We start from the raw sequence: 20,964 nt of genomic DNA, 5'->3' as shown, positions 1-20,964 counted from the left end.
TGCGGCAAAAATGGCGCAACTGTCATGCGTTTGTCATGAATTTTGCTGCGCAAAGGTGAATTCCTGACACACGAGCCTGATCTTTTGATCAGGATCCTGACAAACTGCGATAGGTGATTAAGGTGGCTTCCGCACAGCGCTGCCAGGTGAAGGCTTGGCTGTGTTTCAGGCCGGCTTGTTCGGCTGCCTGGCGCCAGGCGTCGTCTTCCAGCGCAGCGCGCAGGCCGACTTCGATGCTGTCGGTATCTTCGGGTTGGCACAACATGGCGTGGCCGCCGGCCACTTCTTGCATCGCTGAGTGGGCACTGGTCAGCACCGCGGTGCCCGAGGCCATGGCTTCGATGATGGGCAGGCCAAAACCTTCATACAAGGAGGGCAGGGCCAACAGCCGGGCGCCGGCGTACAGCTGTTGTAATTCGGTTTGCTTGAGGTAGCCCAGGGTCTTGATGTGGCCTTGGCTGAGGGCTTGTTTGATGGCCTGGTTGCTGGCCTGTTGTAACCACCCGGCGGCGCCGACCAACACCAGCGGATGGGCTGCACGCAGGTCAACCGGGAGCTGGGCATAGGCTTGCAGCAAGCGCGGCAGGTTTTTGCGCGGTTCGGTGGTGGCCACCGCCAACACATAACCTTTGTGGGCCAATTGATGCTGGGCCAGGGTTGGTGCAATGCTGGCCTCAGCCTGCGGTGCAAATCCGGCAGAGACGCCCAGTGGCGTGACGTGGATTTGCTCAGCCGGATAGCCGTAATGGTCAACGATTGCTTGTTTGATGAAGGCAGTGGGGGTGATCAAGGCATTGGCTTGGGCCAAAGTCTTGGGGACCTCGCGATCGAGGAACTGCAGCCGATAAGCCGGTTGGGTGTCGCGGTGGTGTACAAACGACAGGTCGTGAAAGGTGGCCACCGAGGGACCGGTGTGTGGCATCAGGATGAAATTGGGGCTGTGCAACACATGATCGCTCATGCCTTGGGTCAATTGTTTGAAACGGCGGGCGCGGCGCCGGCCATAGGCATTCAGTGCCAAAGCTTTGAACGGCACCCAGCGACGCAAACTGGCCAGCCACTGGTTGCCGGCGGCGGCCTGCTGCAGATCGCTGACCCAATGATCGGCCGAGAAAAACCGCAGTTCTTCTATGGTCTGCAGCGATTTCAAGGCATTGCCCAGGGCCAGGGTGTAGTGGCCGATGCCGGTGAGCGGGTGGGTGATGGCATCGACGTTCAAAATGACTTTCACAAGTGAATCCTGGACTGCTAAGATGGGTGTGTTGGCCATTTTAGCAAATAGAAACCACCATGACCCATCCATTTCATCTGGCGATTCCGGTGCGGAATCTGGCAGAAGCCAAAGACTTTTACCTCAACACCCTGGGCTGCCGTCCTGGGCGCAGTGCCGATCATTGGATCGACCTCGATTTATACGGCCACCAATTGGTGTGTCACGTCGACCCGTCACTGGGCGATGACGGCCAGGTGCGACAAGTCAAAAACGAGGTCGATGACCACGGCGTGCCAGTGCCGCATTTTGGGGTGGTGTTACCGATGGCCGAATGGCAGGACCTGGCCGAGCGCCTGACGGCGGCCGGAACTGAATTCGTGATTGAGCCTTATGTGCGATTCAAAGGCTTGGCCGGCGAACAAGCCACAATGTTCTTCCTCGATCCGTCAGGCAATGCACTGGAGTTCAAGGCGTTCAAAGACTTGCAACGGCTTTTTGCCGTCGATTGATCAGCAGCTCCAGATTGATCGCTTGCAGGCGTTTGACCTCGTCTTTGAGGTCGGCCTTGATCAGGGGGTGATCGACCAGCCAATCGGGATTGATGTCCAGGTGGATGGTGTCGTTGTGCCAGTGCAAGTGCTCCACCGGCACCGGTTCGAAATGGCGGTTGCGGGCAAACACCACCGACAAGCGCATCACCACCAACAAGGGAATCACCACTTCATACTGTCTCGGGGTCAAGGTGGCCAGCACCGACTTGCTGATTTTGCGGCGGTGTAAGCGCACCAAGGTGGCCATCACCAGTTTTTGTTGGTTGGAAAAGCCCGGCATATCGGCGTGGTTGATCACGTAGGCCCCGATCTTGTGGTACTGACTGTGGGCAATGGACAGTCCCAATTCATGCAGTTTGATGGCGCCATTGAGCAAGGCTTTGATGCGCTTTTTGATTTTGATGTTGAGGTGTTCCAGCAGGTCTTCGCTGTGCCGTTGTACGCTCTCTGCATGCACCGGATCAATGGTGAATTGTTCACACAGCTTGCGGATGCTGCGCTTGGTCACCGAGATGTGTTTCGGCCCATCGAGCATTTCGTACAACAAACCTTCGCGCAAGGCGCCCATCGACACGTCCATTTGTTCGATGTCAAAGGCTTTCATTAGGGCGTAGACAATGGCCAAGCCGCCAATGAACACCGGTCGGCGTTGTTCGCTGAGTCCATCGAGTTCGCTCAGTTGTTCGGTGTGGCCCAAATCCAAACAGCGCGCTTTCAATGCCTCCAAACCACTCATGGTGATGCCGGTGACCGACCAATCGTTGGCTTCCAGGATGCTGGCCGTGGCGCGCATGGTACCCGAAGCACCGACGCTGTGTTCCCAGCCTTGGTTTTTGAAGGTTTGGATGAAGGGGTTCAACTCCTGCAAGGCATGGATCACCGCTTTGTTCCAGTTGTGCTGGTCGATGATGCCGCCTTTGAAATATTTTTGCGTGTAGCTGACACAGCCCATGTACAGGCTTTCGCGTTTTTCCGGGCGCATGCCCTCGCCGATGATCAGCTCGGTGCTGCCGCCGCCAATGTCCATCACCAGTTTGCGGCTGGGGCTGTCACTGGTCGACTGGGCCACCCCCAAATACAACATCCGCGCTTCCTCGCGACCGGAGATGATCTCGATTTCGTGGTTCAGGATCTGTTCGGCCCGGGCCAGAAATTCGGCCGAGTTGCGTGCCACCCGGAGGGTGTTGGTGCCGACGATGCGGATGTGGCCATCGGGGATTTTGTCAATCCGGGCGGCCATCGATTCCAGCGATTCATAGGCTTTGTTGAGGTATTCGGGTGAGATGTTTTTCTTCTCATCCAGCCCCGCGGCCAGCCGCACCATGTGCTTGACCGAGTCAAGCGGGTAGATCTGCCCGGACTTGAACGTGGCCACCAACAAATGAAATGAGTTGGATCCCAAGTCGATGGCGGCGTATATGTTTCTCGAGGAAATGGGCATGAGATTATTGTAACCAATGGCGGGGGCTTTGTGTTCAGATTATGTGGGTGAGTCAACACTCGAGTCATTGACAAATGAGTTCTGTGTTTCACGCGCCCATGAAATACCATCGGAGCGCCGACTGCGGTCGGCGGTGGGTTGCGTGATGAGTTTGAAATTCAGACTGAAACAGCCATCAATCTTTGATTCATTGTTGATGGCTGCGACTGGCGCCTGGCCATGTCGCCGACTGAAGTCGGCGCTCCAGAGATGGCTTTTTTCGCTTATGCTCCCTGAGCTGGTCGAAGGGCTCTTGGGGTTTTTGTTGGTTCGCCAGAAAGTCAAAGGCACTTCGACAGGTTCGGTGACTATTGAGTCAGTAATTAATGACCAATCATTCAGGATTCACTGCTGAGCAGGTTTTTTGGGATGTCATCGTCTTCAGGTTTGAAGATGTACATCCTGCTGCCGTGGCTTTCGATGAATATTCGACCACACATGGGACATTGATAGATGAGCCTGCTGCCTTTGGGGTGGCTGATTGGGTTCATTAACCGGTCTATTTCGAAAACGTCAGTGGGCTTTGCCCTTCCAAATGACATCAATGGCAGCATAATACGCATCAAAACTTTGATCAGGTATGATCTCTCCTTTGTATGAAAGGTTATCGGTGCTGTCTTTAATGGTGTGTCCGCAGCGGCATCCGAATTTCATGTTTTTTATTCCTTGTGATTGTGCGAAGTTTCCATGTTATCACAGGCCGAGAATGTCGATCACTTCGACAGGCTCAGTGGGCTTGTTAGCATGGTAGCGGGGGACTGGGCACCTCGACAGGCTGACTTCGACATAATCCAGCACAGCAGCTGGGCATTAAAAACTTAAGCTCCCTGAGCTTTGCGAAGGGCACTTGGTTGATGGCGGCGACTGGCACCTGGCCATGTCGCCGACTTAAGTCGGCGCTCCAGGGGAAGCTATTATTCGCTTAAGCTGCCTGAGCCTGTCGAAAGGTGCTAGGGGGATGGGTGGTTCTATACAAGGTGAAAGGCACTTCGACAGGCTCAGTGGGCTTGTTAGCATGGTAGCGGGGGACTGGACACCACGACAGGCTGACTTCGACATAATCCAGCACAGCAGCTGGGCATTAAAAACTTAAGCTCCCTGAGCTTGTCGAAGGGCACCTGGTTGATGGCGGCGGCTTGGTGCCTGGCCATGTCGCCGACTGAAGTCGGCGCTCCAGGGGTGCTGAATGGGCTGGTGGTCCCTGGGCTTGTGGGCACAAAAAACCCCGGGCGGGCCGGGGTTTTTTTGCTTGGTGACGGGAGATCAACGCTTCATGGAGGTGAAGAATTCTTCGTTGGTCTTGGTGTCTTTGAGTTTTTCCAGCAGGAATTCGATGGCTTGGAGGTCGTCCATTGGATTCAGGATTTTGCGCAGGATGTGGGCTTTGGCCAGGAAGTCTGGATCGACGATCAGGTCTTCGCGGCGGGTGCCGGATTTGTTGATGTTCAGGGCCGGCCAGATGCGTTTCTCGGCGGCGCGGCGGTCCAAATGCACTTCCATGTTACCGGTGCCTTTGAACTCCTCAAAAATCACTTCGTCCATTTTCGAGCCGGTTTCTACCAGGCCGGTGGCGATGATGGTCAAGGATCCACCCTCTTCCACGTTTCTGGCGGCGCCGAAGAATTTCTTCGGTCGGTGCAAGGCATTGGCATCGACACCACCGGTGAGGATTTTGCCTGAGGCCGGGGTCACGGTGTTGTAGGCCCGAGCCAGGCGGGTGATCGAATCCAACAGGATGATCACGTCTTGTTTGTGTTCCACCAAACGTTTGGCCCGCTCGATCACCATGTCGGCCACTTGTACGTGGCGCGCGGCGGGTTCATCAAAGGTCGATGCGATCACTTCTCCTTTGACGGTGCGTTGCATGTCGGTCACCTCTTCGGGTCGTTCATCGATCAACAACACGAACAATTTGGCTTCCGGGTTGTTCTGCGCAATTGAAGTCGCGATGTTTTGCAGGATCATGGTTTTACCGGCTTTCGGCGGCGACACGATCAAACCCCGTTGGCCTTTACCAATTGGCGCCACCAAATCGATGATGCGGGTGGTCAAGTCTTCACGAGAACCGTCACCGCGTTCCATTTTCAGTTGCTCGGTGGCAAACAATGGAGTGAGGTTTTCGAAAATGATTTTGCCTTTGGTGTTTTCGGGCGGCTCATAGTTGATGGTGCTGACTTGCAACAAGGCAAAATAGCGTTCTGAATCTTTTGGCGGGCGGATCTTGCCGACGATGGTGTCACCGGTTTGCAGTCCAAAACGGCGGATTTGGCTGGGTGAGACATAAATGTCATCCGGCCCCGCCTGGTAGGAACCTTCCGGCGCCCGCAGGAAGCCAAAGCCATCAGGCAACACCTCCAACACCCCATCACCAAAAATGTCTTCGCCATTCTTGGCGTGCTTTTTGAGGATTGAAAAAATCATTTGTTGTTTGTGTACACGGGACCGTGTTTCGACACCAGTTTCCTTGGCGATTTCTGTCAACTTGGGCGTCGACATTTGTTTCAATTCAGATAGATTCATAAGACTTTGGTATGCGGCAGAAAGCCGCTTGGGTGATTGAGGTTTGATTTATTAAAGTTAAAAAATGCCCTTATTGAGGCCACATCAATGCATCAATGGGCATCGGTCAGTGGTTCGTTAAGGATTCAAATTTAGCGGCAAAAGACTTGCCGGAAATGATGGGGTATAAACTACCATGTCAGCGGGTGGCTGTCCAGCCTGAATATCAAAAAACGCCTGAATAGGTGTCAATTCAGGCGTTTTCTTGGGATTATGCGGTGTGTTTGCTCAAAAAGTCCATCAACTGGCCTTTGGAGACCGCGCCGACGTGTTGATCGATGACTTCACCGTTTTTGAAGACCATCAAGGTGGGGATGCCACGGATGGCCATTTTCACGGCGGTTTCTTTGTTGTCTTCGATGTTCAGTTTGGCCACTTTGACCTGGCCATCCAGTTCGGTGGCCACTTCTTCCAGGATCGGTGCAATCATGCGGCAAGGGCCACACCATTCAGCCCAGTAATCAACCAATACAGGCACGTCTGAATTGGTGATTTCGTCGAATGTGGCATCGGTTGCCTGGATTATGTTTTCGCTCATGTGTGTTCTCCATCAAGGCCTCGGTCAAAAGGCGGTCGTTAAAGCTGTCATCCCATCGGGTTGTCGGATCGGATGGTTGTAGGAATGGGTCAAGACCCTGATTGGGGTCTGAATCTTGCCTATCATTTTCAATGACACGCATTATGGGGATGAAGTTTCAAAATTCAATCTCACTCCAGCACTTGCAAGAATTTATTCATGTCCAGGATGGTGATTTGGTGATCGGCCAACACCACCACCTCACTTTTTTTCAGTTTGGCGAAAGTGCGGCTCAAGGTTTCCTCGGCCAGACCCAGATAGTTGGCCAGATCCCGTTGTGAAATCTGGAATGGGAATTGGCGCGCTGAAAAACCCCGGGAAAAATACAAATCCGACACGTCTTTGATGAAACTGACCAGTTTTTGTTTGGCGTTGTATTCACTGTGCGTGATTTCAAACTGGATGATCTTTTCGCTCATCATTTTCATCAGGCGGGACTGGATGTCGCGGTGTTTGAGGGTCAGTTCTTGTAAGGGATAAAACGGAATCACACAGTAGGACCCCGAACTGACGGCCTTCACCGTGGTTTTGTACTTGCCTTCATGGATGCCATCAAAACCCATGATCTGGCCTGGGATGAACACATCCACAACCCGCTCATCCCCTTGTGGGGTCAGGTACACCGACTTGAACATGCCGGCATGCACGGTGTACAGGTTCTGAAAAGTGGCACCGGCTTCATACACCACTTGGTTCTTTTCAATCATGATGTGCGAATCGATGATCGATTCAATGGCGTCAATTTCGCGAGACTGGATTCTGATGCGGCGGTTGTCAACGACTTTGGTACACAGTTCACAGTCTCCGCAATTGCTGCTTTTGTTTTTTTGGATGTGCGCGTTCGGGTTCAACATCTGTTGGCTTTGCTGTGCTATGTGGTGCTATGTGAATGAATCTTGACCTAGGTCAACCTTTGACCCCTGAGCCAATCATTATAATTCAAACCAATCACAAAATGGGCATCAAAGCATTGAAAATATGATTGAATTTAACGATAAAGTGGTCAAGCAATTCACCATTGCAACGATCTTTTGGGGCATCATTGGTATGCTGGTCGGCGTCATCATCGCCGTGCAACTGGCTTGGCCGGCATTCAATTTTGACATTCCTTGGCTGACTTACAGTCGCCTGCGTCCACTGCACACCAATGCGGTGATTTTCGCTTTCGGCGGCAATGCTTTGCTGGGCACCTCGTTCTACGTGGCCCAACGCACCTGTCAGGTCAAACTGTATTCCAACACCTTGGCCAGCGTGGTCTTTTGGGGCTTCCAATTGGTCATCGTTGGGGCCGCCCTGACCTTGCCGTTTGGTTTCACCCAGGGTAAGGAATACGCCGAATTGATCTGGCCGTTGGATGTGCTGCTGACCGTGGTCTGGGTGCTGTATGCCATTGTCTATTTTGGCACCATCGCCACCCGCACGGTGAAACACATCTACGTGGCCAACTGGTTCTATGCCGCGTTCATCATCACCATCGCGGTGTTGCACATCGTCAACAACCTGGCCATTCCCGTTAATTGGCATTTGTCTTATCCGGTGTTCTCCGGCGCCGTCGATGCCTTGGTTCAATGGTGGTATGGTCACAATGCGGTGGGCTTTTTCCTGACCGCAGGCTTCCTGGGCATGATGTATTATTTTGTGCCCAAACAAGCTGAACGGCCGGTGTATTCTTACCGCTTGTCCATCGTGCACTTCTGGGCCCTGGTCTCCACTTACATGTGGGCGGGTCCCCATCACTTGCAATACACCTCGCTGCCTGATTGGGCGCAATCGCTGGGCATGGTGTTCTCTTTGGTCTTGTTGGCACCCTCATGGGGCGGCATGATCAACGGCATCATGACCTTATCCGGTGCCTGGGACAAACTGCGCTCGGATCCCATCATCAAAATGATGATCGTGTCCTTGTCTTTCTACGGCATGAGCACCTTCGAAGGGCCGATGATGTCGATCAAAACCGTCAATGCCTTGTCGCATTACACCGACTGGACCATTGGTCACGTGCATTCAGGTGCCCTGGGTTGGGTGGCTTTGATGACCATGGCTTGTATGTACAGTTTGGTGCCCAGACTGTGGGGCCGTGATGGCATGTACAGCACCCACCTGATCAACGTGCATTTCTGGATCGCCACCCTCGGCATCGTTTTATACATCGCCTCGATGTGGATTGCTGGGGTGATGCAAGGCCTGATGTGGCGCGAAGTCGATGCCAATGGCTCTTTGGTTTACAGCCATGTGGAAAGCATTGAAGCCACCTTTCCATACTATGTGATTCGGATCATTGGTGGGGTGTTGTTCTTCATCGGCATCTTGATCCAGGCTTACAACACCTGGAAAACCATCAAAGGTGCGCCCAGGCCTGAGGCCCGGGCGAGCCAAGTTGACACTGCAAACGCTGTGGGAGAAGGCGCATGAGCAAGCATGAAAAAATTGAAAAGAACATCGGCCTGATGGGCGTGTTGGTGGCCATCGTCATCAGTTTCGCTGGCATCGTGGAAATCGCCCCATTGATGACCCAAGCCAGCGTGGTCGAACCGGTGCCTGGATTGGAACCGCGCAATGCTTTGGAGCTGGCCGGACAAAACATCTATGTGGCCGAAGGCTGCTACAACTGCCACTCCCAACAGGTGCGACCGTTTGTCGATGAGACTTTGCGCTATGGTCACTATTCGGTGGCCGGAGAGTCGGTTTATGACCGGCCCTTCCAGTGGGGCTCCAAACGCACCGGACCGGATTTGGCTCGGGTCGGTGGTCGCTATTCGGATGAATGGCATGAGATTCACTTGATCGATCCGCGTGCCGTGGTCCCCACCTCCAACATGCCGGGTTATCCGTGGTTGGCCGACACCCCGGTCGACATCGAAGAAACCGTGGCCAGCATGGAAGTGTTGCAAATGTTGGGTCATCCCTATTCGGATGATGAGATCGCCAACGCCGCCGCCAGTTTGACCGACAAAACCCAGCTGGATGCCTTGGTGGCGTATTTACAGGACTTGGGCACCGCCATGCCCAAGAGCTATCAGTGAGGACTGCAGCATGATCAGTGGAATATATACCGGCCTGTTGCTGGTGGTGTTTTTGGCCATCGTGGTGTGGGCCTGGAGCCGACACAACAAAAACAAGTTTGATGAAGCGTCTCGCGTCGCCTTGAAAGATGACGAGCAAATCAAAGCAGAAACCGAGGAGAAGATCCATGAGTAATTTTTGGCATTGGACAGTAATCATTGTGGTGGTCCTTCACCTGATTGCCTATTTGTGGTTGTTGTTTGCGACTTCGAAAAAGAAAACCGAAAAACGCGCCGACAACACCACCGGACATGTTTGGGACGGTGATTTGCGGGAATGGGACAACCCCATGCCCCGTTGGTGGCTGTGGTTGTTCATCCTCACCATCATATTCACCGTGGTTTATCTGTATTTGTATCCCGGTTTGGGCAACTACAAGGGCAGCAAAGAATGGACCCAAATCAATCGTTTTGAAGCCAACTATGCGGCCAACACCGAAGCGCGAAACCGGTCTTTTGCTGGCTTCATCAACAAGCCCATTGACCAGCTGATCCAAGACGAGCAGGCGATGCTGATTGGCCAGCGCATTTTTGCCAACCACTGTGCCCAGTGTCATGGCTCGGATGCCGGTGGGGCGGTGGGCTTTCCCAACCTGGCCGATGACGACTGGAACTGGGGCGGTGATTACCAAGCCATCCTGACCACTTTGAACAACGGCCGCATTGGGGTGATGCCCGCTTTCGCACCGGCTTTGGGTGAAGACGGCACCCAACAAGTCGCGGCCTATGTGCGCAGCTTGTCAGGCATTGACCACGATGCCGCTTTGGCCAGCGAAGGTGAAGCCAAATTTGGCATGTTCTGTGCCGCCTGTCATGGCCCACAAGGCCAGGGCCTGGACATGTTTGGCGCCCCCAACCTGACCGATGACATTTGGTTGCACGGTTCGTCTGACGTGATCGAGACCGCCTTGTATGAAGGTTTCAACAACCAAATGCCCGCACAACAAGACATCTTGGATGAAAACCGCATCAAGCTGGTGGCGGCTTATGTCTATTCATTGAATCAACGCTGATCGAGCAAAGCAAGCACATGAGCACCGAACCCATCAGTCATAACCGCGATTTCAACGAGCGCCAACTGAAACGAATTTTTTGGCGGCGCATTGGCATTGTGCTGTGGGTTTCATTTTTTTGTGCCGCGGTGGAGTCCATGGTGTTTTTCGCCTTGTTTGATCCGGCCTATCTGGGTCAATTGTCCAGTTTTGCCGTGGACCTCAGCCCTTGGCAGGGTTATGCCTTGGGCTTTGCCTTTTTTTGGGCTTTCACCTTCCTGGCGGCGTTGTTCGCCGGGGTGGTGCTGGCCCTGCCCCGAACCCGTTTGGCCAAACGCAACCCACACACCTGACCCATGTCCAAGCAAGCCGAAACCAACAGCCCAGACGAAACCATCGAACTGAGCTTGTACAAAGCCCATGAAAAAGTGTACCCCAGAGAAATCAAGGGCCGCTTTCAGTTCAAACGCAAACTGGCTGTGTGGGTGCTGTTGGGTCTGTTTTATGTGTTGCCCTGGATCACTTGGGGCGAGCAACAAGCCATCTTGTTCGACCTGCCGCAAAGGCGTTTTTACATCTTCGGCCTGACCCTGTGGCCACAGGATTTCATCTTCTTGGCGTTGATGCTGATCATCGCCGCCTTTGCGCTGTTTTTCTTCACCGCCCTGGCCGGCCGGCTGTGGTGTGGCTATGCCTGCCCGCAAACGGTGTGGACTGAGGTGTTCATTTGGCTGGAACAATGGACCGAAGGCAACCGCAACAAACGCATGAAGCTGGACAAAGGACCATGGACCCGGGAAAAGATCCTGCGCAAGGGCAGCAAACAATTCCTCTGGATCACCTTTGCCTTGTGGACCGGCTTCACCTTTGTTGGGTTTTTCACCCCCATCAAAGAACTGGCCGAGCACATCTGGCAATGGACCATGGGCCCGTGGGAAACGTTTTGGTTGTTTTTTTACGCCCTGGCCACCTATGGCAATGCCGGGTTTTTACGGGAACAGGTGTGCCTGTACATGTGCCCCTACGCGCGCTTCCAAAGCGCCATGTTCGACAAAGAAACGTTGATCATCTCCTATGATGAGCAACGCGGTGAACCGCGCATGCGCGGCAAAAAACGCCGCGAAAGCGAGGCCCCAGGTGACTGCATCGATTGCACGATGTGTGTGCAGGTGTGCCCCACCGGCATCGACATCCGCGATGGCCTGCAATACGAATGCATCGCTTGCGCCGCTTGCATCGACGCCTGTGATGAGGTCATGGAAAAAAGCGGCATGCCCAAGGGGCTGATCAAATACACCACCGAAAATGCCCTGCAAGGCAAGCCGACCCACATTTTGCGACCCAGAACCCTGATATATATGGTCATCTTGCTCGGCTTGGTGACTGCTTTTGGGGTGTCACTGGCCAACCGCAGCGCCATAGACATGAATGTGATCCACGATCGCAACAGCTTTTACCGGGTGGTGGATGCAAACACCATTGAAAATGTGTACACTTTAAAAGTGATGAACAAAGGCACCGAAGCCACCGAATATGCGGTCCAGGCCACTGGGCTGGACGGCCTGGAAGTGGTGTTGGGCTTGGCTGATCAAACGGTGTCTGCGGCACCGGGAGAGTTGGTCATCGTGCCGATGAAAATCCGCGCCAGCAAACAAGTGGCCAACCAACGCATTCACGGCATCACTGTGACGGTGAGTGACGTGGCAGCCAGCGGTGAAAACACCTCCGAAAACATCAAATACTTTGGGTATAAAAAATGAACCAAATCTCACCCTCAAACACCTCACCCAAAAAACCTTTGCCCTGGTACAAACACCCATGGGTTTGGTTTGTGATTTCACTGCCGGCATCGGCGGTGGTCGCTGGCTTGTACACCGTCTATGTGGCCCAACAAAACGCGCCCCAAGTCATCGTCAAACAGAATAAATTTCAAATCGAAAAAGACTGACCATGACCGCCTGTTTTCACTGCGGTGAAACGGTGCCCAAAGGCGTCCACTTAACCGCCCAAATAGCCGGTGAAGAACAACCCATGTGTTGCATCGGCTGCCAAGCCGTGGCCCAATTCCTGGCCGCCAACGACCACGACGTGTTTTACCAATACCGCGCCGATCAAACACCCGGTGAGCGGGTCCAAGACACCCGCGCCGATCAATGGCAACACCTGGATGCGCCGGAGGTGTTTGCTGCCATCACCCAAGCGGTCGATGGGCAACACCGACGGATCACCATCAAGATTGAAGGCATGTACTGCAGCGCCTGTGGCTGGCTGTTACAAAAGGTGTTGGGCAACTGGGCCGGGGTGGCGGACTTGCACATCAATGCGGTGACACAAAACATGCAGGTGGTGTTTGACCCCGAGCAGATTCAATTAAGTGAACTGTTTGCCCAAATCAGCGGCTTGGGCTACCACCCCATGCAACAACAAGCATCTGAAAACAGCGCCGATGCCGAACGCAAATCGCAATTGAAAAAAATCGCGGTGGCGGGTTTCGGCATGATGTTCATCATGACCCTGGCGGTGCCGCTGTATTCACCCGACGCCTTCACCGTGGCGCCCCACATCCAACGCTTCTTCCTGATGATCAGCCTGCTGATCGCCACCTTGGTGTATTTCTATGCCGGCAGTGGCTTCATCAACAATGCCATCCGGGATTTGAAAAACCGACATTTGGGCATGGACGTGCCGGTGGCCTTGTCCATTTCACTGGCCTACTTCGTCAGCTTGTATTTGAGTTTCAAACAACAAGGTCACGTGTATTTTGATTCGATGGCGATGTTTGTGTTTTTCTTGTTGTTGGGACGCTACATTGAATCGCAAGTGCGGCACAGGGGCATGAATGTGCGGGAGTCTTTGTTTGCCTTGGTGCCGGTCAGTGCCGAACGACTGGATGCCCAGCAACAAGTCCAAACCGTGCCTTTAAACCAAATCAACAAAGGCGATCTGCTGTGGGTCAAACCCGGGGATACGGTGCCTTGCGATGGCCTCATCACCACCGGATCAGGCCGGGTCAATGAGGCTTTGCTGACGGGCGAATCCAAAGCGCTGCACAAAAGCGTCGGTGACTTGTTGTATGCCGGTTCCGGCTGGGAAAGCGGCCACATCACACTGCGCACCACGGTCAACAACGAGGACAGTTTTTTGGCCAAACTGGCCGATCTGATGGAACAGGCCCAAAGCAAAAAACCGCGCAGTTTACAATTGGTTGATCAGATCGCCAGTTACTTTGTGGCTGGGGTGCTAGTGTTGGCCTTGGCCACCGCTCTGTGGTATGGAATCAACCAAGTGGATGGTTTGATGACCGCGCTGCTGGCGGTGCTGATCGCCACCTGCCCCTGTGCTTTGTCATTGGCCACGCCGACTGCATTGACGGCCGCCGGGGTCAATTGGCTGCACCAAGGCGTGCTGGTCAATGACACCGAAGCCATCACCCAGCTCAACCACATCGACCACTGGTTTTTTGACAAGACCGGTACCCTGTCCAGCGAACAATTAACCGTGGTCAAAATCCATGAACACCAAACCGGCCATGCACTGGCCGACATCACCCACTCCTTGCAACAAATCAGCAACCACCCCATCGCCTCGGCCTTCACCGATGGCACGGTGTTGCCGGTTACCGACGCCCTGGCGGCCACCGGTCGCGGGGTGGCTGGCACGCTGCAAGGCCGGCGCTGGATGATGGGTTCGCTGGCCTGGCTGCAGGAGTCAGGTGTGGCACTGAGCCCAGTGGCGATCGACCCGCAAAATACGGGAGTGTATCTGGCCTGTGATGACCAGCTGGTGGCGGTGTTTGAGTGTCAGGTGGCGGTGCGTGATGGGGTCAAAGCCTTGTTGCAATGGCTGCGTGAGCACAACAAAGAATTGACCATCCTCAGTGGCGATCACCCTGACACCGTGGCCCATTGGCAACAGCTGTTGGGCATTGATCGGGCCCATGGCGGCCTCAGCGCCGAAGACAAGATCAACCACCTCTCTCAACGCCAACAACAAGGCCAACGCTGTGTGATGGTCGGTGATGGGGTCAACGACGCGCCGGTGTTGTCGCAGGCCGATGTCTCCATCAGTTTGAAACAAGGCGCTTACCTGGCGCATTCGGCCGCGGACTTGATCGTGCTGGGTAAATCGTTGCAGCCCTTGATTCAGGTCGCCGAAGGCTCACGGCGGACGCAATCGATCATCAAACAGAACTTGATATGGTCCTTGGTTTATAATGTCAGTGTCACCCCGATTGCCATGATGGGGCTGTTGGCGCCCTGGATGGCGGCCATCGGCATGTCGTTGAGCTCGTTGTTGGTGGTGCTGAATTCACGGCGCTTGTTGTCTTAGGAGTTGCTTCATGAACATGGTATTTGTCTTGGTTTTGCTCAGCCTGGTGCTGGCCGGTGTGGCCGTGTGGGCCATCTTTTGGGCCATCAACAAAAACCAATTCGATGATTTGGACAGCCCGGCCTATGCCATCTTGGAAGACGACCCCAAGCCGAACCAGCCCACCGAAACGACGCCCCCAGATGAATCCAAGGTGGCCAAGACCGAAACCCAATCTGATCAGGACTGAGCCTTGATGTCGGCCATCACCCCGTTGTTGATTGGCTTTTTTTCAGGCTTTCATTGCATCGCCATGTGCGGCGGTTTGTGTGCCGCCATTTGCCAACAACAAAACACCCGCCAAACGATGTTGACCAACCTCGGCCGCGTGCTCACTTACACCCTGTTGGGAGGGCTGTTTGCCGGGGTGATCCAAGGCGCCAGTTTGCGCTTGGAGCTCGGGGTGTGGGGCACTTTTTTGCGCTTGCTGATGGGTGGCATGTTGGTGCTGTCGGCCATGGTGATCTTGTTCAAAAACAAAGCCCGATGGCTGGTGGTGCAAAAACCCCTGCCCTTCTGGCCCAAAGTGGCGGCCCGATTGCAACGCATCCAACAGGCCAACAGCCCTGGCCAAGTGCTGCTCAAAGGCATGCTGTGGGGACTGATTCCTTGTGGCTTGTTGTATGGCATGTTGATCATTGCCGCCACCACCGCCGATGTGCTTCGCGGCGCCAGCTTCATGCTGTTTTTTGGCTTGGGCACGGTGTTGCCTTTGTTGTGGTCTCGCCAGTTGCTGCAACGCTGGCTGCAAAGCCCCCAAGCCACCTGGTTGCGCGGTGCTGCCGGGCTGTTCATATTGATGTTGGGGGTGTGGATCATGCTGGCGCCCTGGTGGTCGCATGGCTTGCTGCCAAGCGACAACCGTTTTTTCACCGAATTGCAGGCGGTGTTGGCGCTGTGTATTCCCTAGGCGGTCCCTAGGGCCTGTTAACACGGTCCCTTCACAATTCATGCACAGTCTTGCCGTAGAATGAATGAACTTTGTGGCCCATTGGTGGCCCAAAGTGATGAGCGTATAGGTAGCAGAACCGGCCACCCCTGGATGAAAAATGGGATCTGGCATTCGGCCAATGCTGACTTTTGACACTGTTGATCATGGCCAGTAATGGCTAGGCTAAGCATATTTTTGAGGGGCATGTGCACGGATGTTGGAGTTAACCAAAATTTCAAAAATTTACCAAACCCAAGGAGAAACAATCACGGCTTTGGATGCCGTTGATTTGACCATCGACACCGGTGAATTTGTTGCCATCATGGGCCGTTCAGGGTCCGGCAAATCCACCATGCTCAACATCCTGGGGTGCATGGACAAACCCACCTCTGGCCACTACACCCTGGCCGGACAAGACGTCAGTTCACTGGATGACGACGCCTTGTCGAAAATCCGCAATGACCACATCGGCTTCGTGTTTCAGGGCTTTCACCTGTTGCCTCGGCTCAGTGCCCTGGAAAACGTGATGGTGCCCTTGCGCTTTGCATCGCCGGCCAAACAACGCGGCGGCGAAGAACGCGCCAAAGACCTGTTACATCAAGTCGGCTTGGGTGAACGCCTGCACCACATGCCCAATGAAATGTCCGGTGGCCAAATCCAACGGGTGGCCATTGCCCGTTCCTTAATCAACCAGCCAGCGGTGTTACTGGCCGATGAGCCCACCGGTAATCTGGACAGCGCCATATCGCAACAAATCATCGACTTATTGGTGTCGCTCAACCAAGGCGGCCAAACCATCGTGATGGTGACCCACGAACCCGACATTGCAGAAAATGCGGGGCGCACCATCCACTTTTTAGACGGGAAGATCATCGCATGAAAACTCTGTTAGCCATCAGCTTACTGATCATCAGTTGGCCCAACCAAGCGGCCATGTTCACCGGGGTGGTTGAATCCAGCCAAACCCAAATCATCAACATGCCCCAAGTCCGCTCCTGGCAAGGCAAAATCAGTGAAATGGTGGAAGAAGGCACCTTCGTCGAACCCGGCGATTTCCTGGTGCGCATCGACGGCAGTGAACTGGACAGCACCATTGAAAGCAAGGTGGAACAATTGGATGTGTTCAAAGCCAGCGCCAAACGCGACATGATCCAACTGGACATTGATCTGAACAACGCCAATCTGGCCTTCGAGAGAGCCAAAGTGGACCGCCAGGTGGCGCAGCTGAAGGCCGATGTGCCGGTCAACTTCATCGGCGAACTGGAGTACAAAGAACGGCAATTGACCTTGAAAAAATCGATCAAGGACTTGGATGATGCGGAAAATGAACTGGCTGCCACTCAACAGAAAAAACAAGAAAAGATGTTGGAATTCGAATTGGGGTTGGAACAAAAACAAAACGACCTGGCCCACTGGCAGTCCGAACTGGAGTCATTGAGCATCAAAGCCACCCAAGCCGGTTATGTGATATATGGCTCCCACCCGTTCACCGGCAGCAAATTTCAGGTCGGCGACCAAGCCAACAGCGGCATGGAAATCATGCGGGTATCCAAGAAACAAAACATGCGCGTCAAAGCCTGGGTCAATGCCATCGACCTGCCGAAAATCACCACCGGCAAAACCGTCGATGTGTCGTTTGATGCCTTACCCGATGCCCGCCTGATCGGCGAAATTTCTGACATCTCATCCGGTGGCAGGGACAAAAAAGAATGGGGTGATGGCTTGTATTATGAAATTGAAATCAGCCTCGATGGGGCCGATGACATTGGTTTGTTACCGGGCATGAGTGCCCTGATCAACCTGCAGGAGGTGTGAAATGAAAACAACCTATATGATGGGATTGTTGTTGCTGTTGGCCTGGCCTGCCGCGCAGGCGACAGACTTCAGTGCCAATGGCGAATTGAAAGCCTTGGAAACCGACAACTATTCACCCCCCAAAATTCGCCGCATTTGGCAATACACCATTGCCTTCATGGCCGAAGATGGGACCCAAGTCAATCCCGGACAACCGGTGTTGATGTTCAAAACCGATCAACTCAAAGAACGATTGTTGGACAAACAAGGTGAATTGAACATCAAACAATCGGAGTTGCGCAACACCGAGGTGGGCATGGTGGAGACCATTCAAAACAAAGACCTGGCTGTCGAAGAGAAAAAAATGCTGTTGGACAAAGCCCAGCGCAAAGCCGATTTGCCCAAAAGCGTGATTGCTTTGAATGAATACGAAGAAAACCAATTGAAGCATGAATTGGCCAAGCTGGAATTCCAACACGCCTTGGACGACCGCCGCCTGACCGAGGACAAATTGAACACCGAAATCGACATCCTCAAAGCCAACATCACCAAACTGTCGGCCGAAGTGGACGAGTTGAATGATTCCATCCAACGCATGCGCATCATGTCCAAACGCAAAGGCATTGTGATGCACAAAACCGATTGGAACAACAACAAATACGCGGTGGGTGATTCGGTCTGGGGTGGCGCCCGGGTCACCGAAGTGGCCGACTTGGAAAAAATCATTGCCCAATTGGAAATCAAGGAGAACGACATGTCGCGGGTGGCCGAAGGCCAGGCCGTGAAGTTTGTGCTGGATGCCTACCCTGACCTGGAGTTCACCGGCACCATCGAGTCCTTGTCCAAAGTGGTGCGCACCAAGTCCAAAAACCAACCTTCCAAAATCCTTGATGCGGTGGTGGCGATTGATGATCTGAACCTCGAGATCATGCGCCCTGGCATGAGCATCAAGGCAACCATAATGTCGGAGTGAACATGATCAGAACAGGCATCCTCCTCGGACTCGTCGCCCTGCTCAGTGCCTGCGGCGAAGAAACCGGCAATTCAACCCCAGTGATTCAAGTGGCGGCCAGTGAAGTGGTGTTTCAAATCCACGCCGAAGGCGAATTGGAAGCGGTCAAATCCACCCCCATCACCGCCCCGGCTGCGTCGCGCCGACCCCAAACCCTGGCCTGGATCATGCCACAGTTTTCCCAGGTCAAAGAAGGCGAAGTGGTGGCCCGCTTTGATGGCAGCAACTTCCAGTTGGAAGTGGATGAAACCAACTTTGAAATTCAAAAAATCATGTACTCCATGCTGGCCAAGGACCGCGAAATTGACAACACCCAATTCAGTTTTGATGCCGAAGCCCAGGTGATTGATTACGAATACCAACTGGCCAAACAATTCAACATCGACGACCCCTTGTTGTACACCAAAATTGAAATGATCGAAGCCGGCGACAACGAAGAATTCCTCAAAGCCAAATCGAATCACATCGAGAAAGTGGAAGAAAACTACGTGGAAAAATCGGCTTCCGAAAAAGCGGTGTTGGAAAGCTCCAAACAAAAACAAGTGGCGAAGCTGGAAATGAACAGTGCCAGTTTGAGCGCTTTGGAAATCAAGGCGCCGCATGATGGCTTGTTTGTGCTCGAACCCAGTTGGGATGGCTCGTTGCCGGAACCCGGCAAGTCAGTGTTCCCTGGTGCCAAGCTGGCCAAACTGCCAGACTTGAGTGAAATGCAGGCCAAGGTGTTTGTGCCCGAAGTGGAAGCCATTGGCATCAAAGAAGGGGTCGGGGTCAGCGTATCCTTGCACGCCTATCCAGGCAGTATGTTTGAGGGGCACGTCAAATCCATCAGCAAAACCGCCCAACCCAAGGAACGCGACAACCCCGTGAAATACTTCACCGTGACGGTGGCTTTGGATACCAAAGATCCGGACAAACTGAAGCCCGGTCAACGACTCAATGCCAGCATCCGGGTGGTGGAACAAAACCGCGGACTGGTGGTGCCGATCCAAACCGTGTTCCGGGTCGATGACAACACCTATGTGTTTTTGCAGGAAGGCGATGATTTCAAACAACAAGCGGTCAACACCGGTTTTTGCAGTTCCAGCATGTGCACCATTGAATCCGGTCTGGCCGATGGCGACGTCATCGCTTTGACCCAACCCGCGAACACCATTCTGGAGGCCAGACTTTGAACACGCTCAGCATCAACCTCAGGCACGCCATCTCCGAAATGATGCACCACAAACTGCGCACGCTGTTGACCCTGCTGGGCATGGTGTTTGGCGTCGGCGCGGTGATCGCGATGCTCAGCATCGGTGAAGGGGCCCAGGCCGAAGCCACCCGTTTGATCGAAAAAATGGGCCTGCGCAATTTGGTGATCGAAGAAAAAACCTTCGATCAGGAAACCCTCAAAGAGGTGCGTGAAGACACGCTGGGTTTGTCGATGAACGATGTGCGGGCGATCCAAACCAGCCTGCCGTTTGTGGAACAAACCTGTGGTGAAAAAACCCTCAAGACCTGGAGCCTGTTTTCGGTCAATGCCAATTCAGACGGTGCGGTCAAAGCGGTCTCGCCCAATTGTTTTGCCATGTCCAACCTGGAAGTCTCTGACGGTCGCTTGTTCAATGCCGATGACAACGACGCTTTTGCCCAAGTGGCGGTGATTGGTTCGGAGGTGGCCGACCAGCTGTTCCCGGGTGAGAACGCCATGGGCCAACGCATCAAAGTCAACCACTTGTGGGTTGAAGTGATTGGCATCCTGCGCAAAGACGAGTTGAGCAAGGATGAAATTCAAGGCATCAAACTGGGGGCCGAACACAACCAAATCTTCATCCCGGTGGAAACCGCCTTCAAGCGTTTGAAACTGGAGATGTTGGAAAGCCAGTTGGACACCATTCGGGTGGGACTGGATGAATCGATCAAGCCACAATTGGCCTCGGTGGCCATCGACCGCTTGCTCAAACGGCGCCATGGCAACATCGATGATTACCAAATTGTGGTGCCCGCCTCGTTGTTGAATCAACAAAACCAAACCCAACAAATCTTCACCATCGTGATGTCCAGCATCGCCGGCATTTCGCTGTTGGTGGGCGGTATAGGCATCATGAACATCATGTTGGCCACGGTGCTGGAACGGACCAAGGAAATCGGTTTGCTTCGGGCCCTGGGGGCGCGCAAAGCCGACATCAAAAATCAATTCTTGATCGAGAGTGCCACCATTGCCGCCTTTGGTGCAGTGCTCGGCATCATCATGGGCATCGCCTTGTCGTTCTTGATCCAATCCTTTGCCGCCTGGCCGGTGGCCTGGAGCATTTTCTCCATCATCCTGGCCGTCGGCGTGTGTCTGTTGACCGGCATCGCCTTTGGTTATTATCCGGCCAAACAAGCCGCTGATTTGGACCCGATTCAAGCCCTTCAGAAAAACTGATCTAATCCGAGCAGCCCC

22 protein-coding genes and 1 pseudogene are annotated in these 20,964 nt (G+C 53.8%); 17 read left to right on the top strand and 6 right to left on the bottom strand.

From position 1 onward, the window contains the following. Positions 1 to 88: 88 nt before the first annotated feature. Positions 89 to 1,231 carry a glycosyltransferase family 4 protein gene (locus K7G70_RS02420; protein ID WP_223787000.1) on the bottom strand — a complete coding sequence of 381 codons (1,143 nt, stop codon included), beginning with the start codon at positions 1,229 to 1,231 and terminating at the stop codon, positions 89 to 91. A 59-nt stretch (positions 1,232 to 1,290) separates the two neighbouring features. Between K7G70_RS02420 and K7G70_RS02415 the strand changes: the two genes are divergently transcribed. After that, positions 1,291 to 1,722, top strand: a complete 432-nt coding sequence (locus K7G70_RS02415; protein WP_223786999.1) for a VOC family protein — start codon at positions 1,291 to 1,293, stop codon at positions 1,720 to 1,722. On the opposite strand, the gene K7G70_RS02410 is transcribed toward K7G70_RS02415, so the two are convergent. Further along, entirely contained in the window at positions 1,688 to 3,205 is a 1,518-nt protein-coding gene (locus tag K7G70_RS02410) for a Ppx/GppA phosphatase family protein (protein ID WP_223786998.1), read from the bottom strand. The two genes, K7G70_RS02415 and K7G70_RS02410, sit on opposite strands and share 35 nt — an antisense overlap. Before the next feature lie 365 nt (positions 3,206 to 3,570). Here K7G70_RS02410 and K7G70_RS02405 point away from each other — a divergent pair, with 365 nt between their 5' ends. After that, on the top strand, positions 3,571 to 3,738 hold the full coding sequence (locus K7G70_RS02405) for a hypothetical protein (RefSeq protein ID WP_223786997.1): 168 nt from the start codon (positions 3,571 to 3,573) through the stop codon (positions 3,736 to 3,738). A gap of 19 nt (positions 3,739 to 3,757) precedes the next feature. Here K7G70_RS02405 and K7G70_RS18135 read toward each other — a convergent pair whose 3' ends face one another. From K7G70_RS18135 to K7G70_RS02390, 4 genes and pseudogenes are all read right to left on the bottom strand, one after another. Further along, the gene (locus K7G70_RS18135) at positions 3,758 to 3,898 is read right to left on the bottom strand and encodes a hypothetical protein (protein WP_488801365.1); all 141 of its coding nucleotides are present in this window, start codon (positions 3,896 to 3,898) and stop codon (positions 3,758 to 3,760) included. 609 nt (positions 3,899 to 4,507) lie between these two features. Next, positions 4,508 to 5,761: pseudogene (gene rho / locus K7G70_RS02400) on the bottom strand (transcription termination factor Rho); the annotation flags it as partial. 253 nt (positions 5,762 to 6,014) lie between these two features. Next, positions 6,015 to 6,341 (bottom strand): thioredoxin TrxA, encoded by a 327-nt coding sequence (gene trxA, locus K7G70_RS02395; RefSeq protein WP_223786995.1) that lies wholly within the window; start codon positions 6,339 to 6,341, stop codon positions 6,015 to 6,017. Between the two features lie 170 nt (positions 6,342 to 6,511). Continuing rightward, the gene (locus K7G70_RS02390) at positions 6,512 to 7,234 is read right to left on the bottom strand and encodes a helix-turn-helix domain-containing protein (RefSeq protein ID WP_223786994.1); all 723 of its coding nucleotides are present in this window, start codon (positions 7,232 to 7,234) and stop codon (positions 6,512 to 6,514) included. A gap of 124 nt (positions 7,235 to 7,358) precedes the next feature. On the opposite strand from K7G70_RS02390, the gene ccoN reads away from it, so the two are divergent. The 15 genes from ccoN (at position 7,359) to K7G70_RS02315 (ending at position 20,946) form a co-directional block, all read left to right on the top strand. Then, entirely contained in the window at positions 7,359 to 8,792 is a 1,434-nt protein-coding gene (gene ccoN, locus K7G70_RS02385; protein WP_223786993.1) for a cytochrome-c oxidase, cbb3-type subunit I, read from the top strand. Next, on the top strand, positions 8,789 to 9,403 hold the full coding sequence (gene ccoO / locus K7G70_RS02380; RefSeq protein WP_223786992.1) for a cytochrome-c oxidase, cbb3-type subunit II: 615 nt from the start codon (positions 8,789 to 8,791) through the stop codon (positions 9,401 to 9,403). The genes ccoN and ccoO overlap by 4 nt, the downstream gene beginning before the upstream one ends. A 10-nt stretch (positions 9,404 to 9,413) precedes the next feature. Then, positions 9,414 to 9,578 (top strand): cbb3-type cytochrome oxidase subunit 3, encoded by a 165-nt coding sequence (locus K7G70_RS02375; RefSeq protein ID WP_223786991.1) that lies wholly within the window; start codon positions 9,414 to 9,416, stop codon positions 9,576 to 9,578. Continuing rightward, positions 9,571 to 10,455: a cytochrome-c oxidase, cbb3-type subunit III gene (ccoP, locus tag K7G70_RS02370; RefSeq protein WP_223786990.1), complete on the top strand. Its 885-nt coding sequence runs from the start codon at positions 9,571 to 9,573 to the stop codon at positions 10,453 to 10,455. Before K7G70_RS02375 ends, ccoP begins: the two co-directional genes overlap by 8 nt. A gap of 17 nt (positions 10,456 to 10,472) precedes the next feature. Next, complete coding sequence (locus tag K7G70_RS02365; protein ID WP_223786989.1) at positions 10,473 to 10,787, top strand: hypothetical protein; 315 nt, start codon at positions 10,473 to 10,475, stop codon at positions 10,785 to 10,787. A gap of 3 nt (positions 10,788 to 10,790) precedes the next feature. Beyond that, positions 10,791 to 12,194 carry a cytochrome c oxidase accessory protein CcoG gene (ccoG, locus tag K7G70_RS02360; protein ID WP_223786988.1) on the top strand — a complete coding sequence of 468 codons (1,404 nt, stop codon included), beginning with the start codon at positions 10,791 to 10,793 and terminating at the stop codon, positions 12,192 to 12,194. Continuing rightward, on the top strand, positions 12,191 to 12,382 hold the full coding sequence (locus tag K7G70_RS02355) for a FixH family protein (protein ID WP_223786987.1): 192 nt from the start codon (positions 12,191 to 12,193) through the stop codon (positions 12,380 to 12,382). The genes ccoG and K7G70_RS02355 overlap by 4 nt, the downstream gene beginning before the upstream one ends. Positions 12,383 to 12,384: 2 nt before the next feature. After that, entirely contained in the window at positions 12,385 to 14,763 is a 2,379-nt protein-coding gene (locus K7G70_RS02350) for a heavy metal translocating P-type ATPase (protein ID WP_223786986.1), read from the top strand. Between the two features lie 10 nt (positions 14,764 to 14,773). Beyond that, a complete protein-coding gene (ccoS, locus tag K7G70_RS02345; RefSeq protein ID WP_223786985.1) occupies positions 14,774 to 14,992 on the top strand; it encodes a cbb3-type cytochrome oxidase assembly protein CcoS in 219 nt (72 codons plus the stop codon). A 6-nt stretch (positions 14,993 to 14,998) separates the two neighbouring features. Then, complete coding sequence (locus tag K7G70_RS02340) at positions 14,999 to 15,712, top strand: sulfite exporter TauE/SafE family protein (protein WP_223786984.1); 714 nt, start codon at positions 14,999 to 15,001, stop codon at positions 15,710 to 15,712. Between the two features lie 235 nt (positions 15,713 to 15,947). Continuing rightward, positions 15,948 to 16,613, top strand: coding sequence for an ABC transporter ATP-binding protein (locus K7G70_RS02335; RefSeq protein WP_223786983.1), 666 nt, complete (start codon positions 15,948 to 15,950; stop codon positions 16,611 to 16,613). Next, the gene (locus K7G70_RS02330) at positions 16,610 to 17,548 is read left to right on the top strand and encodes an HlyD family secretion protein (protein ID WP_223786982.1); all 939 of its coding nucleotides are present in this window, start codon (positions 16,610 to 16,612) and stop codon (positions 17,546 to 17,548) included. The genes K7G70_RS02335 and K7G70_RS02330 overlap by 4 nt, the downstream gene beginning before the upstream one ends. Before the next feature lies 1 nt (position 17,549). After that, positions 17,550 to 18,500, top strand: coding sequence for an HlyD family secretion protein (locus tag K7G70_RS02325; RefSeq protein WP_223786981.1), 951 nt, complete (start codon positions 17,550 to 17,552; stop codon positions 18,498 to 18,500). Between the two features lie 2 nt (positions 18,501 to 18,502). Beyond that, a complete protein-coding gene (locus K7G70_RS02320; RefSeq protein ID WP_223786980.1) occupies positions 18,503 to 19,711 on the top strand; it encodes an efflux RND transporter periplasmic adaptor subunit in 1,209 nt (402 codons plus the stop codon). Continuing rightward, on the top strand, positions 19,708 to 20,946 hold the full coding sequence (locus tag K7G70_RS02315) for an ABC transporter permease (protein WP_223786979.1): 1,239 nt from the start codon (positions 19,708 to 19,710) through the stop codon (positions 20,944 to 20,946). Before K7G70_RS02320 ends, K7G70_RS02315 begins: the two co-directional genes overlap by 4 nt. The last annotated feature ends 18 nt before the right edge of the window (positions 20,947 to 20,964 follow it).

The organism is Marinicella meishanensis (genome assembly GCF_019931145.1).
In the GTDB taxonomy this organism is placed as follows: domain Bacteria; phylum Pseudomonadota; class Gammaproteobacteria; order Xanthomonadales; family Marinicellaceae; genus Marinicella; species Marinicella meishanensis.
Note: the sequence above shows the minus strand (reverse complement) of the source record. Positions and strands in the feature narration are given on the sequence as shown.

What these genes read in the sequence shown, in the direction of transcription:
- K7G70_RS02415 (WP_223786999.1), top strand. Translation starts at nt 1,291, where the DNA reads ATGACCCATCCATTTCATCTGGCGATTCCGGTGCGGAATCTGGCAGAA.
- K7G70_RS02410 (WP_223786998.1), bottom strand. Translation starts at nt 3,205, where the DNA reads ATGCCCATTTCCTCGAGAAACATATACGCCGCCATCGACTTGGGATCC.
- K7G70_RS02405 (WP_223786997.1), top strand. Translation starts at nt 3,571, where the DNA reads ATGACCAATCATTCAGGATTCACTGCTGAGCAGGTTTTTTGGGATGTC.
- K7G70_RS18135 (WP_488801365.1), bottom strand. Translation starts at nt 3,898, where the DNA reads ATGAAATTCGGATGCCGCTGCGGACACACCATTAAAGACAGCACCGAT.
- trxA (WP_223786995.1), bottom strand. Translation starts at nt 6,341, where the DNA reads ATGAGCGAAAACATAATCCAGGCAACCGATGCCACATTCGACGAAATC.
- K7G70_RS02390 (WP_223786994.1), bottom strand. Translation starts at nt 7,234, where the DNA reads ATGTTGAACCCGAACGCGCACATCCAAAAAAACAAAAGCAGCAATTGC.
- ccoN (WP_223786993.1), top strand. Translation starts at nt 7,359, where the DNA reads ATGATTGAATTTAACGATAAAGTGGTCAAGCAATTCACCATTGCAACG.
- ccoO (WP_223786992.1), top strand. Translation starts at nt 8,789, where the DNA reads ATGAGCAAGCATGAAAAAATTGAAAAGAACATCGGCCTGATGGGCGTG.
- K7G70_RS02375 (WP_223786991.1), top strand. Translation starts at nt 9,414, where the DNA reads ATGATCAGTGGAATATATACCGGCCTGTTGCTGGTGGTGTTTTTGGCC.
- ccoP (WP_223786990.1), top strand. Translation starts at nt 9,571, where the DNA reads ATGAGTAATTTTTGGCATTGGACAGTAATCATTGTGGTGGTCCTTCAC.
- K7G70_RS02365 (WP_223786989.1), top strand. Translation starts at nt 10,473, where the DNA reads ATGAGCACCGAACCCATCAGTCATAACCGCGATTTCAACGAGCGCCAA.
- ccoG (WP_223786988.1), top strand. Translation starts at nt 10,791, where the DNA reads ATGTCCAAGCAAGCCGAAACCAACAGCCCAGACGAAACCATCGAACTG.
- K7G70_RS02355 (WP_223786987.1), top strand. Translation starts at nt 12,191, where the DNA reads ATGAACCAAATCTCACCCTCAAACACCTCACCCAAAAAACCTTTGCCC.
- K7G70_RS02350 (WP_223786986.1), top strand. Translation starts at nt 12,385, where the DNA reads ATGACCGCCTGTTTTCACTGCGGTGAAACGGTGCCCAAAGGCGTCCAC.
- ccoS (WP_223786985.1), top strand. Translation starts at nt 14,774, where the DNA reads ATGAACATGGTATTTGTCTTGGTTTTGCTCAGCCTGGTGCTGGCCGGT.
- K7G70_RS02340 (WP_223786984.1), top strand. Translation starts at nt 14,999, where the DNA reads ATGTCGGCCATCACCCCGTTGTTGATTGGCTTTTTTTCAGGCTTTCAT.
- K7G70_RS02335 (WP_223786983.1), top strand. Translation starts at nt 15,948, where the DNA reads ATGTTGGAGTTAACCAAAATTTCAAAAATTTACCAAACCCAAGGAGAA.
- K7G70_RS02330 (WP_223786982.1), top strand. Translation starts at nt 16,610, where the DNA reads ATGAAAACTCTGTTAGCCATCAGCTTACTGATCATCAGTTGGCCCAAC.
- K7G70_RS02325 (WP_223786981.1), top strand. Translation starts at nt 17,550, where the DNA reads ATGAAAACAACCTATATGATGGGATTGTTGTTGCTGTTGGCCTGGCCT.
- K7G70_RS02320 (WP_223786980.1), top strand. Translation starts at nt 18,503, where the DNA reads ATGATCAGAACAGGCATCCTCCTCGGACTCGTCGCCCTGCTCAGTGCC.